This is a genomic window from Marinobacter sp. M3C (assembly GCF_023311895.1).
GTDB lineage: Bacteria > Pseudomonadota > Gammaproteobacteria > Pseudomonadales > Oleiphilaceae > Marinobacter.
Genome location: NZ_CP092284.1, coordinates 571,663 through 587,018, shown reverse-complemented (window position 1 = coordinate 587,018; position 15,356 = coordinate 571,663). Strand labels below are relative to the sequence as shown.

Annotated in this window: 15 protein-coding genes and 1 pseudogene; 14 read left to right on the top strand and 2 right to left on the bottom strand. The window is 49.2% G+C overall.

Annotation, left to right across the window (positions count from 1 at the left end; translation table 11 throughout):
* Positions 1–47: 47 nt before the first annotated feature.
* The 8 genes from urtB (at position 48) to MIH18_RS02565 (ending at position 7,760) form a co-directional block, all read left to right on the top strand.
* Positions 48–917 carry an urea ABC transporter permease subunit UrtB gene (gene urtB, locus MIH18_RS02600; RefSeq protein WP_249013829.1) on the top strand — a complete coding sequence of 290 codons (870 nt, stop codon included), beginning with the start codon at positions 48–50 and terminating at the stop codon, positions 915–917.
* Between the two features lie 12 nt (positions 918–929).
* Complete coding sequence (urtC, locus tag MIH18_RS02595; RefSeq protein ID WP_249013828.1) at positions 930–2,063, top strand: urea ABC transporter permease subunit UrtC; 1,134 nt, start codon at positions 930–932, stop codon at positions 2,061–2,063.
* On the top strand, positions 2,063–2,809 hold the full coding sequence (gene urtD, locus MIH18_RS02590; protein ID WP_249013827.1) for an urea ABC transporter ATP-binding protein UrtD: 747 nt from the start codon (positions 2,063–2,065) through the stop codon (positions 2,807–2,809). The genes urtC and urtD overlap by 1 nt, the downstream gene beginning before the upstream one ends.
* Positions 2,802–3,497 (top strand): urea ABC transporter ATP-binding subunit UrtE, encoded by a 696-nt coding sequence (gene urtE, locus MIH18_RS02585; RefSeq protein ID WP_249013826.1) that lies wholly within the window; start codon positions 2,802–2,804, stop codon positions 3,495–3,497. Before urtD ends, urtE begins: the two co-directional genes overlap by 8 nt.
* Positions 3,498–3,820: 323 nt before the next feature.
* Complete coding sequence (locus tag MIH18_RS02580) at positions 3,821–5,368, top strand: amidase (protein ID WP_249013825.1); 1,548 nt, start codon at positions 3,821–3,823, stop codon at positions 5,366–5,368.
* Positions 5,369–5,651: 283 nt separating this feature from the next.
* On the top strand, positions 5,652–6,809 hold the full coding sequence (locus tag MIH18_RS02575; RefSeq protein ID WP_249013824.1) for a transporter substrate-binding domain-containing protein: 1,158 nt from the start codon (positions 5,652–5,654) through the stop codon (positions 6,807–6,809).
* A complete protein-coding gene (locus tag MIH18_RS02570) occupies positions 6,809–7,414 on the top strand; it encodes an ANTAR domain-containing protein (RefSeq protein WP_249013823.1) in 606 nt (201 codons plus the stop codon). The genes MIH18_RS02575 and MIH18_RS02570 overlap by 1 nt, the downstream gene beginning before the upstream one ends.
* A gap of 157 nt (positions 7,415–7,571) precedes the next feature.
* Positions 7,572–7,760, top strand: coding sequence for a hypothetical protein (locus MIH18_RS02565; RefSeq protein WP_249013822.1), 189 nt, complete (start codon positions 7,572–7,574; stop codon positions 7,758–7,760).
* Between the two features lie 19 nt (positions 7,761–7,779).
* Here MIH18_RS02565 and MIH18_RS02560 read toward each other — a convergent pair.
* A pseudogene (locus tag MIH18_RS02560) lies at positions 7,780–7,923 on the bottom strand (ATP-binding protein); the annotation flags it as partial.
* A gap of 261 nt (positions 7,924–8,184) precedes the next feature.
* On the opposite strand from MIH18_RS02560, the gene MIH18_RS02555 reads away from it, so the two are divergent.
* Entirely contained in the window at positions 8,185–8,949 is a 765-nt protein-coding gene (locus MIH18_RS02555; RefSeq protein WP_249013821.1) for a FadR/GntR family transcriptional regulator, read from the top strand.
* Positions 8,950–9,258: 309 nt separating this feature from the next.
* On the opposite strand, the gene MIH18_RS02550 is transcribed toward MIH18_RS02555, so the two are convergent.
* Positions 9,259–10,668, bottom strand: coding sequence for an amidase (locus MIH18_RS02550; protein WP_249013820.1), 1,410 nt, complete (start codon positions 10,666–10,668; stop codon positions 9,259–9,261).
* A gap of 184 nt (positions 10,669–10,852) precedes the next feature.
* Between MIH18_RS02550 and MIH18_RS02545 the strand changes: the two genes are divergently transcribed.
* Genes MIH18_RS02545 through MIH18_RS02525 form a run of 5 tightly spaced genes read left to right on the top strand, consistent with a single transcriptional unit; the run spans position 10,853 to position 15,333 of the window.
* Positions 10,853–12,040: an ABC transporter substrate-binding protein gene (locus MIH18_RS02545; RefSeq protein ID WP_249013819.1), complete on the top strand. Its 1,188-nt coding sequence runs from the start codon at positions 10,853–10,855 to the stop codon at positions 12,038–12,040.
* A 39-nt stretch (positions 12,041–12,079) separates the two neighbouring features.
* Positions 12,080–12,964 carry a branched-chain amino acid ABC transporter permease gene (locus MIH18_RS02540; RefSeq protein WP_249013818.1) on the top strand — a complete coding sequence of 295 codons (885 nt, stop codon included), beginning with the start codon at positions 12,080–12,082 and terminating at the stop codon, positions 12,962–12,964.
* Positions 12,961–13,914, top strand: coding sequence for a branched-chain amino acid ABC transporter permease (locus MIH18_RS02535; protein ID WP_249013817.1), 954 nt, complete (start codon positions 12,961–12,963; stop codon positions 13,912–13,914). The genes MIH18_RS02540 and MIH18_RS02535 overlap by 4 nt, the downstream gene beginning before the upstream one ends.
* Positions 13,892–14,608: an ABC transporter ATP-binding protein gene (locus tag MIH18_RS02530; protein ID WP_249013816.1), complete on the top strand. Its 717-nt coding sequence runs from the start codon at positions 13,892–13,894 to the stop codon at positions 14,606–14,608. Before MIH18_RS02535 ends, MIH18_RS02530 begins: the two co-directional genes overlap by 23 nt.
* The gene (locus tag MIH18_RS02525) at positions 14,608–15,333 is read left to right on the top strand and encodes an ABC transporter ATP-binding protein (RefSeq protein WP_249013815.1); all 726 of its coding nucleotides are present in this window, start codon (positions 14,608–14,610) and stop codon (positions 15,331–15,333) included. The genes MIH18_RS02530 and MIH18_RS02525 overlap by 1 nt, the downstream gene beginning before the upstream one ends.
* Positions 15,334–15,356 lie beyond the last annotated feature (23 nt).

Genomic DNA, 15,356 nt, shown 5'->3' with positions numbered 1-15,356 from the left:
ATAAGAGGGGCCAGTCTTAAAACGGTCACCGTGAATAGGAGCGCTCGATGTACTCGTGGCTTAATGAGATATTCATCGGTCTTAGCCTGACCTCAATCCTGCTGATGGTCGCGTTAGGGTTGGCCATTATATACGGCACCATGGGTGTAATTAACTTAGCCCATGGTCAATTTGTGATGATAGGTGCCTATGTTGCCTGGTTTCTGCAAAGCCAGTTTGGTATCGGCATTATTGTAGGATTACCGCTGATTTTCATAGCGGGCGCCTTGCTGGGCCTCGCGGTAGAGCGAACGATTATTCAAAGGCTCTACAGACGCCCGTTGGATACAATCCTGGCGACCTGGGGGATTGGTATCGTACTTGAACAGCTGGTTCGAGGACTTTTCGGGTCAGATTCACGCTACGTCGCAAGGCCTGAATTTTTGGACGGAAACCTCATACTTGCCGGTATCCACATGTCTTACTACCGCCTATTTATCATTGGCTTTGCACTGTTCACTCTCGCAGTTACGTGGTTTCTGCTGTTTCGCACAGAATTTGGCACCAAGCTTCGCGCGGTTATCCAGAACAAAGAGATTTCTGAATGCTACGGCGTCAGCGCAAACCGTGTGTATGCCATGACATTTGCATATGGCGCGGGGCTGGCAGCAATCGCTGGCGCGCTGATAACACCAATGGTCAGTGTTACTCCGACCATGGGCACCGGGGTTGTGGTAGATGCATTTCTAGTGGTGATCGTTGGCGGTGTAGGCAGTATTGCCGGGACTGCGGCGGCAGCACTTATGATTGGGGAGGCATCGGCGTGGCTGTCCTATCTCTTGAATGAAACCACGGCACGCATCCTGATTCTGTTGGGCGTCATAGTTCTGATTCGTTTTCGTCCGCAGGGACTCTTTCCCGATAAAGTCCGGCGCTAAGGAAAATTTTTTATGAACAAAGGCTTCTCTATAGATTGTATTGGTTATGCGCTGTTTGCAGTGTTTGTTGTGCTGATCATACCCTGGTCGGCGAATTATAGCGGCTACGACCTGAATATTTACGCTCGCTATCTGGTTTTGGGCATGGCAGCAGCAGCCGTCGCCTTGTCCTGGGGCACTGCGGGCATTCTCAACCTGGGTCAGGCACTGACCTTCGGTATCGGCAGTTACATTATGGCGATGCATTTAAAGCTTAAAGCCAGTGGAGCTCAGGCTGGAGGCATGCCAGATTTTATGGTGTGGACGAATATGGAGAAATTGCCCTGGTTTTGGGAGCCGTTCCAATCAGTTTCGTTCACTCTTGCAGCTGGCATCTTGGTTCCTGTTGCCATAGCAAGTTTGATTGGCGGCTTCATGTTCCGTGGCCGGATCACCGGCGTATTTGTCGCGATTATTACCTTGTCTCTCATGCTTGCTGTTCAACTCTGGATAATCAGTGAGCAGCGTTTCACTGGTGGTCAAAATGGGCTTACGGGGCTGGCAGCCCTGGAACTATTTGGTTGGTCGGTAGATGTTTATGGTTTGGCCTTTTATTACATGGTCGCCGGCTGTCTGCTGGTCGTCCTTACGCTTGGGTTGCTCTTCTTGCGCAGCAAGGCTGGACTTGTACTGCGTGCAATAAAGGCTGATCCGGAACGAACTCGTTTTTTTGGCTACGACGTTTCAACTTATGAGATCGTGGCTTTTGCAACCTCTGCCGGGATTGCCGGAATAGCGGGAATGCTCTATGCAATGATTCTAGGATTTGCTTCTCCCACTTATATGGGGCTATCTCTCAGTCTCGCATTTGTGATTTGGGCTGCCGTTGGTGGACGTGAATCTATCGTGGCAGCAACTCTGGGAGGCATCGGCGTCAATATGGCTGAAGGCCGGCTGTCAGACCTATTTTTTGATCAGTGGACCTTGATTCTGGGCGTTATTTTCATTGTGGTTGTGCTGTTTCTACCTCGCGGTCTTTTCGGCCTCGTTATGGATTTACGAATAAAGCTGGAATCCCACTTTATGGCCAATCCCATATCCCGAATGAATACGTCGCTGGACAAACATCGCTCTGAAACTACTGCTAGCCAGCGGGAGGGTAAATAATGGCTGCTTTGACATTAGAAAAACTGACTGTGAAATTTGGCGGACTTGTTGCGGTCAATGAGCTCGACCTGCACATACGCGATGGGGAGTTGCGCTGTCTTCTAGGTCCGAATGGGGCAGGTAAATCAACCACACTGGATCTGATCTGCGGCAAAACGTTACCTACCTCTGGGCGGATTCTACTTGGCAATCAGGATATTACTCACTTGCCGGAATTCAAGCGGGCTAGGGCTGGAGTTGGGCGAAAGTTTCAAACGCCGACCGTATTTAAGGATCTGAGCGTTATTGAAAACCTGGAAATAGGTCGTTCAGCCTTTCCCGGAGTATTCAGCACAATGCGTGTTTTTCGAACCCCTATCCGGGGCCGAATCCGGGAGGTGCTTTCCTTGGTTGGTTTGGAGGATGAAACATACACCAAGGCAGAAAATCTTTCTCACGGCCAAACCCAATGGTTGGAAATTGCTATGTTGCTGATGCAGGACTGCCACGTAATCCTGATGGATGAGCCAACCGCTGGTATGACCGCACAGGAAACCAAACAGACAGCTTCACTGTTCAGGGAATTGCAGGGTGAACACACCATGATCGTAGTAGAGCACGACATGGCATTTGTTAGAGATATCGCCGACATCGTTACGGTGATGGACGGTGGTTCGTTACTAGCCGAAGGCAGCATAACTGAAATTGAGACTAATGCCGCCGTGCGGGAAGCGTATCTTTCTGATACTGGAGACGATCATGCTTGAAGCGAAAGGTCTGTACTCCTTTTACGGGAAAAGTCCTATTTTGCAGGATATTGATTTCCAGATTGAGGATGGCGGTTTTCTTGGCATTGTCGGTCGAAATGGAGTGGGTAAAACAACATTACTTCGCACCATCATGGGGCTTACCGACAGAGCGAATGGCACGCTTTCGTTTCAGGGTTCAAACCTGTTGAACATGTCGACGCCCGAGAGAGCTGCGACCGGTATTGCCTATATCCCCCAGGGAAGGGAAGTGATCCCGCGCTTTACAGTGAGGGAAAACCTATTGATGGGCATGTTCCCTCGGGCTGACAAATCTCGATTCATTCCTGAACATATCTTCGAGCTGTTTCCTGTTTTGTCAGATTTTATTGACCGCCTTGGCGGTGATCTTTCAGGCGGCCAGCAACAGCAGCTGGCTATTGGTCGGGCTTTGGCGATGAACCCCAAGGTCCTCATCTTAGATGAACCTACCGAAGGTATTCAGCCAAATATAGTGCAACAGATTGAGGAAGTTATCCGAAAGCTTAACCGTGATATGGGCTTGACTATTGTACTTGTCGAGCAAAACACCAGATTCGTGCGCCAGGCTGCGGATTCCTTTGTGCTTTTGGACAAAGGGCGGGTGGCGTTGCGAGGCAGGGGCGAGGAGCTGACCAGTGATGTCATTGATCAGTATCTCGCTATTTAAGGGGATAGATAGAAGCTATCCCATCGGGACATAGGACATACACTGTCCTCTCGTTTTCTTTCAACGGTCCGAAGGAGTATTGCAATGCGACATGGTGACATTTCAAGCAGCGACGATACCATTGGCGTAGCGGTTGTTAATTCCAGAGGGTCGGCACACTTAGTATTTGAAATCTAAAAAATGAATAATTACTTTGAACTTGATGCACTAATTATCATATAGGGAGGTTTGTATGTCTTCGTTAGATTAAAGAGTTTTTGCGAGATGGGGATATCAAACCATCGAGCGAATATTAAAAAATTAAAGTAAAAGAGGAACAAAAAATGACCAATGTAAATGCAGCGATCATCGACCTGACTGAACTGACTGTCGAGCAGGTACAGGCGGGTTTCGCCAGCGGCGCGTTCACCTCGGAAAAGCTGACTAAGGCTTACCTAGAGCGCATAGCGGAATTCAACCCTTCCTACAATGCGATCGTCTTTTTCAACGAGAAGGCGGTTGAAGAAGCGCGCGCGATCGACAAGCGTCGCGCCGCCGGGGAAAAACTGGGGCCGCTGGCGGGTGTCCCCGTCGTCGTCAAAGACTCCATGGACATGAAGGGCTTTCCGACTACCGGTGGCTGGTCGCTTCTCTATAGCAAGACCGGCGGCGTCGACCTGCTGCCTGAGACCGATTCTCCTGTGGTGGCACGCATGCGCAAAGCCGATACGGTGATCCTAGGCAAAACCAACATTCCGGTGCTCAGCCACACTGGCGCGCATGCCAATGGTTCATGGGCTGGCTCTACTTACAATTCGGTTGACCGAGAGTTCCTACCCGGCGGCAGCAGCACCGGGACCGCAACTGCCGTCGGCGGCAATTTCTGCGTGCTCGGACTGGCGGAAGAAACCGCCGGCTCGATTCAAAACCCTGCCTCGGCGCAAGGCCTTGTGGGCATAAAGCCGACTCACGGACTCGTTCCCAATACGGGCGTCTTTCCGCTCTCCAGCCTCCGCGACGTCGTCGGCCCCATCGCACGGTGTGTACGCGATGCGGCACTTACGCTGGACGCGCTTGCGGGGTTCTCAATGGAGGATCCCAAGACGCTGGCAGGTGTGGACAAACGTCCGAAAGGCGGCTATATCTCAAAATTGGACAAGAATGCGCTAAAAGGCAAGCGCATTGGTCTCTATGGGCCGGGCTGGCGCGCCTCGACGTTTTCCGAGGAGACGACAGGCCTTTATCAGCGCGCCCAAGAAGAACTGAACAAACTTGGCGCAGACCTTGTAAAGGATCCCTTCGCGGGTTCCGGGTTCCGGGAACTGAGCAAGGCGGTTTTGCCAGGGGCCGAGTTCGACGCGCGTGGTATGGAATCAATTGCCAATGACATAGAGAAATATCTCCAGCGCATGGGTTCGAAAGTCGCTCTGAAGACGTTCGCCGAATTCGCCAAGGCAACGCAAAAAGAAGACGCGTTCGGACCAGAGGGTGTGTTGAGCTATATGAGCCACGTGCCCGAGTTCGTTGAAGCAACGAAGTCCCCATCCACCCCCCCCGATATGACTTCCTTCATCACTCTGAGGGAAACCTATCTCGATATATTCAACACGATTTTCGACAAACAGAAGCTTGATGCGGTCATCTACCCGCAAATGCGTGGTCCTTTAGGACCGGTGCATGGAGACGAAGCCATTGATGGAATGGTGGTTAGCGAGGTAAATATCGCCGGCCTGCCGGCGGTGACCGTACCGGCTGGCTTCTACGCCTCGGGCGCTCCGTTCAACCTCGTTATTGTCGCGCGGCAGTGGAGCGAGGTCGAAATGCTTGCTATCGCATACGCCTACGAACAGGGAACGAAGCACCGCAAGGCGCCGGAACTCAAAAAGGCTTAGGGAAACCCTGATTAATACGAAGTAAACCGCCGCCTCCGGCGGTGCGACTCGACAGGGCTCTGCCAATAGGACGTGGTCCATAGTGGACGCCCCCTTCCGAACGAGCAAAGTAAAGAAGGGGGGTCATCATATGAGACTGGCAGCGCCGGTCGTACGTGAAATGATAATGTAAATGCCACTTGGTTTTTATGCCGAAGTATCGTCACGAGGCGGTTTATGGGATTCTAAGAAGAGGTTATAGTTTGATATCAAGTATTAAAGCCAAAACTCAGGACGAAGCTATATGACGCGAAGTTCTTCGGAGAAACCTTGGACTGTCGGTGTCCTGTTTTCTCAAACCGGCGTGACATCCATTATTGAGAACTCACAGCTAAAAGGAACGTTGCTTGCCATAGACGAGATTAATCAAGCCGGCGGTATAGAGGGCCGCAATATATCACCCGTGATACTTGATCCGGCTTCAAACGTTAAGCAATACCGAATTTATGCCGAGGAAATGTTAGCTGATCCAGAATTGAACGTTATTTTTGGGTGTTACATGTCTTCTTCTCGTAAGGAGGTCCTTCCCGTCATAGAACGTCAGAACGGCTTTCTTTTTTATCCAACGCTTTATGAGGGTTTTGAGTACTCCCCCAATGTTATATACGGTGGCGCCGCCCCTAATCAGAACAGCCTGCCTTTAGCGATTTACCTTCTGGAGAATTTTGGTTCACGTTTTTATTTCGTTGGATCGGATTATATTTATCCTCGGGAATCCAATCGAGTGATGCGCAATATCGTTCGCCAAGGTGGCGGCCAAGTGGTAGGGGAAAATTATTTAAGTCTGGACGCCCGACGTGAGGATTTCGAATGGATTCTTGAAGATATCAGGAGAGTTTCCCCGGACGTAATTTTTTCAACGGTAGTTGGAATTGGAACGGTTAATTTATACACTGCTTATCATGAGAGTGGCGGTAATGGTTTCAAGTTGCCGATTGCAAGCCTAACAACTAATGAAGCTGAAGTGGCAATCATGGGCCGTAGCGCGGCCGCCGGTCACATTACCGCTGCACCTTACTTCCGGAACATAAAAACGGATGAGAATGCTCGCTTTCTAGGTAAATATGCGCGAAAGTTTGGCAGCATTGAGGATGTGACCAGTTGCTGCGAAGCGGCATATTCACAGGTGCACCTCTTCGCCAATGCGTTGCGTCTAACTGGGTCAACTGGGGCGGATCAATTGAGAGCTGTCTTGCGAGGCGCAGAGTTTGAAGCCCCTCAAGGGCGCATTAAGATTGATCCGGACAACAATCACACCTATCTGCAGTCGCGAATAGCGAGACTAGGGGCGGACGGAGAGTATCGCGTTGAACGGGAGGCCGTCAGGCCAATTAAACCGGACCCATACCTGGCGGTGCCAACCCTGAATGATTGGGCAAATGCTCCTATTGGGACGAATTAATGGAACACGACAACATCATACGGCAATTGCGTGGGCTGAATGTTCTTGTCCTTCATCCCAGAGATTGTGACGCCGAGGAACTCCTTCAGCAGCTAAATCGTATTGGATGTCGTGCGAATGCTATTTGGCCCCCACCCAGCTGCCCTTCAGACCCGGCCGATTTGACGTTTATTGAAGTGCGGGAAACGCCAGACGAAGGTATTACCAATTACCTGAAACTCACCGCAGACCGACCAACCCTGATTGGTCTGGCCGGTTACGAGAGTCCCTCAGTATTACAGAATTTAATCGACCTTGAAGTCGATAGTGTTCTGGCTAAACCCGTTCGACCTTATGGTGTGCTTAGCAGCATCATCGTTGCTCGAAGAAACTGGCAGCAAGGCAAAAGTAACGAAAAAATCATTACGAAACTCAAGAATAAAGTGGAAAACAGCCATAAGATGAATGAGGCCAAAATCGTCCTCATGAAAGTTCACGATATCAATGAAGATCAGGCTTACAGAGCAATACGCCAACAAGCGATGAAATGCAGAATAACCACAACTGAGGTTGCCCAATCTATTATTGACTCTAACGCTCTGTTGCATAATTGCATAATTGCATAATTGCATAGTGTAGTAGTCAACTAATTCCGGGCTGAAGTTCCAAATGTCTAGGAGATTGGGAACTTGCCACGGTAATCCCCCCGGTAAAGAGCGGTGGTGCATTCAACTGGTCAAGACAACACCATTAATATCTGGCCTCGGCTTGGAGTAATGGTAGATGACCACAGCAAACCCCCTGAACTCCGCAAGGAAAGCTATAGTTTGGCGCGAATGGAAGAAAGGTATCCCCATGAGCGTTATCTGCCAGCTTATTGAAAAGCCTTCTGCGACCGTTTTTTCCTATCTTCGCTACCATGCTGGTATCGAGCTGCGTATTCTGGTGATTCCGATCACCTATTCAACCTAATGCGCCGATGGTCATCCTATCACTTGGAGTGATCGGAATGCCCCATTTTACTCATGGCCTTTCTCATGGATTCCCCTTTCAGATTCAGCTTGTGACTGTTGTGCAGGAGGCGGTCGAGAATCGCGTCTGCCAGGGTCGCATCGCCGTAAGCAATGGGATGGAATCCTCCTCATCCCACTCCGGCGTCAGTGCGCCACTACATGCCGCCAACCGGTAAGCGGTTTTCTCCGTAAGCTTGAGGAAGTCAGCGACCTCCTTGATGGTCAATATTTGTTCAGTCATTGCTTTCCCCACCCTAGAAAATTGGGAGAATATGGGAAAATTAGGGGAGGAACAATCAGAAAGCCGGTAACCAATTCAACCGAGTCGTAAAAAAAGCAATCTTGTGGCAGAATAAATTTTTGATGGGAGACAGCTAATCTAGATGAATGCCAAGAGCCTGCGTGTTCCTAAACGGGTGAAGCTATCTGATCAGATTGTTGAATCCGTCAAGAGTTGGGTTGCGGTAAACCAAATGCAGCCTGGCGACAGGCTGCCTAACGAACGGCAATTGATGGAGCAGTTCGAATGTTCCAAGGGAACAGTAAGGGAAGCACTGAAATCTCTTGAGGTTCAGGGACTGATCTCGGTTCGCACGGGCCCCAATGGTGGTGCCGTTCTAGAACGAGTGCCTTTTGAAAAGGCTAGTGAACTGCTGCGGAATTTTTTACACTTCGAACAACCCTCTGGGCTTGAGATCTATGCTCTGCGGACGTTGATAGAGCCCGAAATTGCAGCTTTGGCCACTCCCCGCCTAGAAGAAAAAGATCTAAATACACTTGAAGCGCTCGTTAAGCTATGCGAAATAGCACCCGATACTTTTGAGGAGCGCATTGAGCAACGCATTGCTGAACTCGATTTTCACGTTCTGCTAGCACAACGATGCGGCAACCCCATGCTTGCGTTCATCGGTCGATTTGTAAACGACATGGTCCGAGATTTGATGATCTTTAAAAAAGCCGCTCTACCAGAACAGCACGAGTTTTCCTGCGCAAACCTTGCCTACCACAAGCAATTAATCGCAGTTTTCCGCTCCCGGGATGCCGTTGGTGCCCGCAAATTAATGCTTGATCATATGAAGTCTGCGGAACACTTCAATCGTGAGCTAGAAGGTCGACTCAATCAGTATTTTCTTGGTATAACTGATTAGTCTTAGGTCTCATCTTACCAACGACGTACATCATTGGCAGGGTAAGATAATTAGTGATTTCTTTGCTTAATAAATACGATAACCAAATAACAACCTCTGAAAAAATCACCATCGACAAAGCTAACGGAATCGTAAGTCCCGATAAACTGACCCAGCTGTCTTAAGTCAATCAGGGGCTCTTCTTTTTCAGCTCGTTTCAGATTTACGTTACAGAGCAATACCATTACCAGCGGATATGCCTTAATAACGCGTTACGAAACACGATGTATAAGCCGAGATTTTAACTCCAGCAGGATTCTTAAACCCAATTTAAATCAGCTCAGTTCCTTGGAAAGAGGACGGCCTGAGATTCTCACAGCATACCGATTCTACCCAAACAGCCATGGCTAACAGGTTACTCTCTGTCATACCTCTAGTGTTGAGTTGCAAACCCATAGGAAGCCCACTGGAATCTAGCCCAATAGGTAGTGTCACCGCACACCAGTCAAAATAGTTTGCTGGCTGAGTGTTACGAGTCATGCTCATGGCAGCACGCATTGCGTTATCAGGGTCTTCAAGGCTTTTGATGGGAAGCGCAGTTTCCTGCGTTGTGGGGCTGATAATGAGGTCAACAGCATCGAATAATTTATCCGCTTCTTTTACATGGGCGTGACGTTCTGCTGACACTGTTAAATAGTCGTGAGCCTTGATTGTCAATCCTTTCTCGATTCGAACGCGAATCGTTGGATCAATTAGCTCTTTTTGATCATTAAAAGTTTTTTCACCCAGCCAAGAAAGAAGTTCTGAGGGCATCGCGATGGGAAAGTAACGTTCTCGTCCTTCAATATTTGGAATGTCTAAAGAGACGATTTCTGCATTTTTTTCTTTTAAAGCTGTGATTGCTTTTTCAAAGGCCCGACTAACATCGGGCGACAGGTCATCTAACATATATCGCGTTGGTCGACCCAGCCTCGGGGGATTAGAGCACTTAGTCTGCTTTAAATCGCAGGGATTTATTCGTGAATTTAATGCCTGGAAGGCTAGCTGCGCATCCCGAGCCGAGCGAGTTAGAAGCCCGATAGAGTCAGTTTGGGGGTCCAATGGAAAAACGCCGTCGGTAGGCCAAAGGCCGGCCGTGGTCTTAAGGCCAAATAGTCCACACATGGCAGCGGGCACACGTACCGAGCCACCAGTGTCACTGCCTATGGATAATGCGCACATTCCTGCGGAAAGAGCTACAGCAGCTCCAGAACTTGAGCCCCCAGGCAGCCTGTGTTGATGCTCGTCCCATGGGTTCCATGGAGTACCTCGTGAGACGGAATGGCCAGTGATCCCCAGCGCGAACTCCACCATACGGGTAGTTCCCAGAATCACGCAGCCCGCCTCCTTCAAAGCCGTAATAAAACTGGAGTCTTGCGGTTGATATTTATTTTGCAAGGATAGGTTGGAACCAGCATGAGGATAGTTGCCGTCAAAAACAAAAATATCCTTTACCGAGATGGGCAGGCCCATAAGTGGGCCAAGGTCGATACCCTCAGCGAGTAATGCGTCCATGGCGCGTGCGACTATTAAAGCTCGCTCACTATCCACACGCTCAAAAGCCCCCAGCAAGGGATCCAGAAGCTCTATGCGTTCTAGGTAGGCTTTCACCACTTGCTCTGACGTGATTTTGCCTTGGCGCATGCTCTTGGCAAAACCCTCCAAGCCAATCGGCGCAATCGGATCACTGGGAATGGGCATTCTATTAGTCCTTGTGGCGTCGTCTACTGCCCTCGCTACATACATCGGCAGCAGCAGAATTTCCGGTTAAAGTTTCTTGATACGTACAAGTTCTTATTATACTATATTTATCGCAATAAATAGAAAGATAATAAACTGCAAATGAAACTTCAGCTAAATAAATAAAATAAATAGAGGCTTGAAAATGAAAAAATTACTGATGATGGCTGTGGCAGCCCAGTGCTTGGCCATAGCGCCTCCCGCTCTTGCCGATATCGAAATTGGGGTAATCAACAGCCTATCTGGAAATTTTGCCACTTTTGGCCAGCGTTATCAGGCAGGCATGGAAGTAGCCTTAGAGGAAATTAATGCTGCTGGTGGCGTACGCGGCGAATCAATATTACTAAACGTGCAAGACGATCGCTCTGAAGCCAAAAGTGCGCTTACTGCGGTCGAGTCACTCAATCGGCAAAACGTTCCTTTGATCATGGGTTCCTATTCGTCAGGAATTACGGGTCCTATGGCACAGCTGATGACCCGTCAAAAAATACCGCTGATTGTGTTGGGCAGTGCCGATAACAGCATCACTAAGCCAGGTTCGCCCTGGGTATTCCGAGCAAAACATAACTCCGCGATCGTTGCGAAAACATATTTCGACTATTTTAATTACTTAAGAGAGACGTTTAACGAAGATCTTTCGACGGTAGCTATAATTTATGGCAATGGAGCCTGGCCCGCATCACTGGCAGAAGAAGGTGAAAAACTTGCTGCCGAAAACGGCTATAAGGTGGTTGGCAATCAGTCTTATGACCAAGGTACAACAGACTTTCGCCCGATTCTCAATCGTTTTCGCTCCGACCCCCCTGACTTGCTCTACATAGTTGCTTACGCAGAAGACGGTGTTGCCATTGCGAGGCAGATAAAAGAAGTGAATCTGAACGCCAAGGCCATAGCCATTGATACTGGCGCAGCACTCCCCAGCTTCATCAGCCAAGTAGGGGATCTTTCAGAGTATGTCGCTACCGTTGTGAGTTGGAGTAAGGATGTGAAGTACGAAGGCACTGAAGATTTGTATGAGCGACTGAAAGCGAAGATAGGCGAAGAGCCGACCTTTTACGAAGCCGAAGGTTATCTTGCCCTTCGCGTAGCCGCAGATGCGTTGGAACGCGCCAAGTCACTTGACCGCGATGATGTCCGAGACGCACTAGCCGGGACCGATCTTGATACGCCCGTCACTCATGTGCGATTCGAGAACAATAATGGTTTCCAAGGGCAAAACCCAATTCGCAGCTTGGTGCTGCAGATTCAAGATGGCGAGCATGTAACAGTGTTCCCGAAGGATCTAGCAGCAGAAGAGGTGCGATTTCCGACGCCTGCTTGGGAAAATCGTTAATCAATCCATCATCGGCTTGGCGCAATCAGAGGGGTTACGATGTTTGATTATGTGTCCTTTTTACAGAACCTATCAAACGGATTGTTAATTGGTGGTGTGTATGCCCTTATCGGCGTGGGCCTGACTTTAGTATTTGGGGTCATGAAGACCATCAACTTTGCACACGGCGATTTTGTGGTCCTAGGCATGTACACGGCTGTACTTCTCAATGTTTTGTGGGGTTGGGATCCATATCTCTCTCTGCTTGTTGCCATTCCGCTAGGGTTCATTTTTGGCGCGTCGCTCCAGCGTATAGTTTTGGCGCGATTGGTAGACGCGCCGCCGGAGAGCACTCTATTGGTGACTCTGGGCTTGGCGTTAGTTATCGGTAATGTACTGTTACTTACCTTTGGTGCCGAACCCAAGTCGGTCAATGTCTCATATGCCGCTTCTACTCTATCTCTTGGAGATATTTATTTTTCTGTAATACTGTTATCCGCAGGCGGTGCCACCGTGCTATTGATCGGTGGCCTCTACGTACTGCTCAGTCATACAGAATTAGGTCGATCTATTCGTGCGACGGCGGAGAATCGTCTTGGCGCCGAATTAGTGGGTATTGATACCCGAAGAATTGAAGCTATTGTTTTTGGTATAGGGACTTCGCTTGCTATGGCAGCCGGCACGGTGCTTATTCCACTTTTGTTCGCCACTCCCTCTTTTTCCGGCGCTATTTTCACTTTAAAGGCCTTTGTTGTCACTGTACTCGGCGGACTCGGCAATGTTGGTGCAGCTATCGCTGGAGGCCTTCTACTAGGCGTGGTTGAGGTGCTTGGGGCATCCTATCTAACTTCAAGCTACCGTGATGCCTATGGACTTGTCGTATTCCTCTTGGTCTTACTGCTGCGTCCAGAAGGACTGTTCGGTAAAACGGTGAAGCGCGTATGAATAAGCATTTGATCGCTCTTTTCTGCCTAGTAGTGCTAGGTGTCTTTTATCCCATGGCATTTCCGGGTTATTTGACTTTCGCAATCACGTTGTTGTTATTTGTTGGCTGGGCCACTGCATGGGATATTCTGGGCGGCTGGGCTGGCCAGGTTAGTTTAGGTCATGCGAGCTTTGTCGGTCTCGGAGGCTACTTTGTAGCGGTCGGCACATCCCATTATGGAATTGATCCGTGGTGGGCGGTTCTGATAGCTTTAGTTGTGGCAGCTTTGCTCGCCTATTTGTGGGGTAAACTAACCTTCACACTCACCGGACCTTACTTTACGCTTTCCACCATAGCGATTGCCGAAATTATTCGACTGGTTGCAATCAACGAGGAATGGTTAACAGGCGGTGCCACTGGTGTTTTCATATTTTCGCTGCCAGAGCCCTTTGGAATTGATCTCTTTGATCGACTCTCTAACTATTATCTTGCATTAACATTCGCCGCTCTGTGCATACTAACGGTTATTGTAATCTCGCGTAATAAGTTCGGTTATCAATTGAGAGCCGTAAGAGAAGATGAAAGTTCTGCAATGGCGTCGGGAATTAACCCGCTATCTGTGAAATTGAAAGCGTTCATGATTTCTGGCAGCCTTACCGCCTTTGGAGGAGGTATTTACGCGATTTTTCTCTCTTTCCTTGAGCCACAAGTTGTCTTTTTTTTACTACTGTCCGTGCAGATAGCGTTAACAGCAATCATTGGGGGCAGAGGTACTATTTGGGGTCCAAGTGCTGGAGCACTTCTACTCGTGGGGGCAGGTGAGATTTTTCGAACCACCTTTGCTGAGGCCAATATGCTTATTTACGGGCTGCTGATCATGCTGGTAATCATATTCATGCCCCGCGGTATTGTAGGTGAGCCGTCCCGCTATTTTATTAGGAGGGCTTATGCCAAGCGCGCTCAAGACTAAAGGAGTTACCGTCAAGTTTGGGGGCGTGATAGCTGTCAACAATGTCTCTTTGGATGTGCCAGAAGGGGACGTTCTAGGACTTATTGGCCCAAATGGGGCCGGTAAAACAACGTTATTCAACGCTCTTACCGGCTTTGCACCTATTGACTCAGGCGCTATTCATCTTTATGGCCGCGACATAACGCCCTTGCCGCCCTATGCCCGAATTCGGGCTGGGATGGGCAGAACTTTCCAGACAGAGCGTCCGTTCGAGGAGCTAACGCTGTTAGAAAATGTTCTAGTTGCCGCGTTTTTAAAAGAACCGAAACGGAAGCGGGCTGAACACCTATCTATGCAGGTTTTGGAACAAGTAGGTCTGGCGGATCGTTATGACCAGCCTGCGATGGATCTCAACTTGGCAAGGCGGCGGCGTTTGGAGTTGGCTAAAGCCCTTGCCGTCAAACCGAGCGTGTTATTTCTGGATGAAATGATGGCTGGGTTAAACCCTCCGGCGCTGCGTGAGATGATCGCTTTCGTCAAAGAGCTTACAACGCAAAACATCACAATTGTTATGGTTGAACATATCATGGAAGCTATTATCGAGCTTTCCGATCACGTGATTGTCATGGCTGACGGCAGCGTAATTGCCGAAGGCAAACCAAATGATGTCATTAATAATCCAAAAGTGGTGACGGCCTACCTCGGAGAGGACTGATGTCAGAGAACAGACAAGCAATTCTGGATGTTAAAGACGTCGATCTTGGTTATGGTAGCCTGAAAGTAGTTTTTAAGGCGTCAATTACAATCGGGGAGGGCGAACTTGTTGGTTTAATTGGTGGAAACGGAAGCGGAAAGTCGACGATTTTGCGAGCCGTTTCTGGAATGATAAAACCGTGGTCAGGCACAATTCATTTTGATGGTATTGAAGTGTCTGGAAAACTTCCCCACGAGATGGCACGGCTTGGCCTTGCCCATGTTCCTATGGGGCGCCAACTGTTCGGCAATCTCACCGTCCATGAAAACTTGCTTCTTGGGGCTTTTTTGCCAGAATCGCGAAAGATGCGAGAGGATAACCTGGAAAAGGTGCACACACTGTTTCCCGACTTGAAAAAATACGCTAAAGATAAAGCGGCACAGCTCTCAGGCGGACAGCAGCAAATGGTTGCCATTGCTCGCGGTTTAATGTTGAACCCAAAAATGCTGTTATTGGATGAGCCTAGCTTGGGCCTCTCTCCGTTGATGGTGAAAGGCGTTATGGCAGCAATCCGGCGCGTCGCCGATACTGGCATGCCAGTCCTTCTAGTCGAACAGAATGTTAAGCAAGTTTTGCAGATTAGTGATCGCGCATATGTTTTAGAAAATGGCCACCAAGTATTGGCGGGACCTTCGCGGGAACTTCAGGATAACGAGTTAATCCGTAAAGCTTACCTAGGACTTTGAACACATCGAAAGCATTTTTGCGG